The sequence below is a fragment of the Roseibium sp. AWQ4_290 genome (assembly GCF_056160985.1).
Genome location: NZ_JBSWYG010000101.1, coordinates 1 through 244, shown reverse-complemented (window position 1 = coordinate 244; position 244 = coordinate 1). Strand labels below are relative to the sequence as shown.

General features: G+C 58.2%; 1 protein-coding gene. It reads right to left on the bottom strand.

From position 1 onward, the window contains the following. Positions 1–244: IS66 family transposase zinc-finger binding domain-containing protein (locus ACXAH0_RS25310; RefSeq protein ID WP_475196103.1), on the bottom strand; the 244-nt coding region annotated here is incomplete at both ends.

Genomic DNA, 244 nt, shown 5'->3' with positions numbered 1-244 from the left:
GCGATAGAGCGGAAGGTGGTCCGCATATTTGGAAACCAATACATGCGCCAAAAGTCCCGCTCCCGGCCGTCCACGCTCAATCGGACGCGATGGCAAGGGCGCCTGAACAATCCTCTCGCAGCAAGAACAGGACAGGCGCGGTCTGACAATACGGTTCACGACAAACCGGCCCGGCATATATTCCAGCTCTTCGGTAATGTCCTCACCCAGTGTCTTCAGCTTGCCGCCACACCGAAGGCAGGCT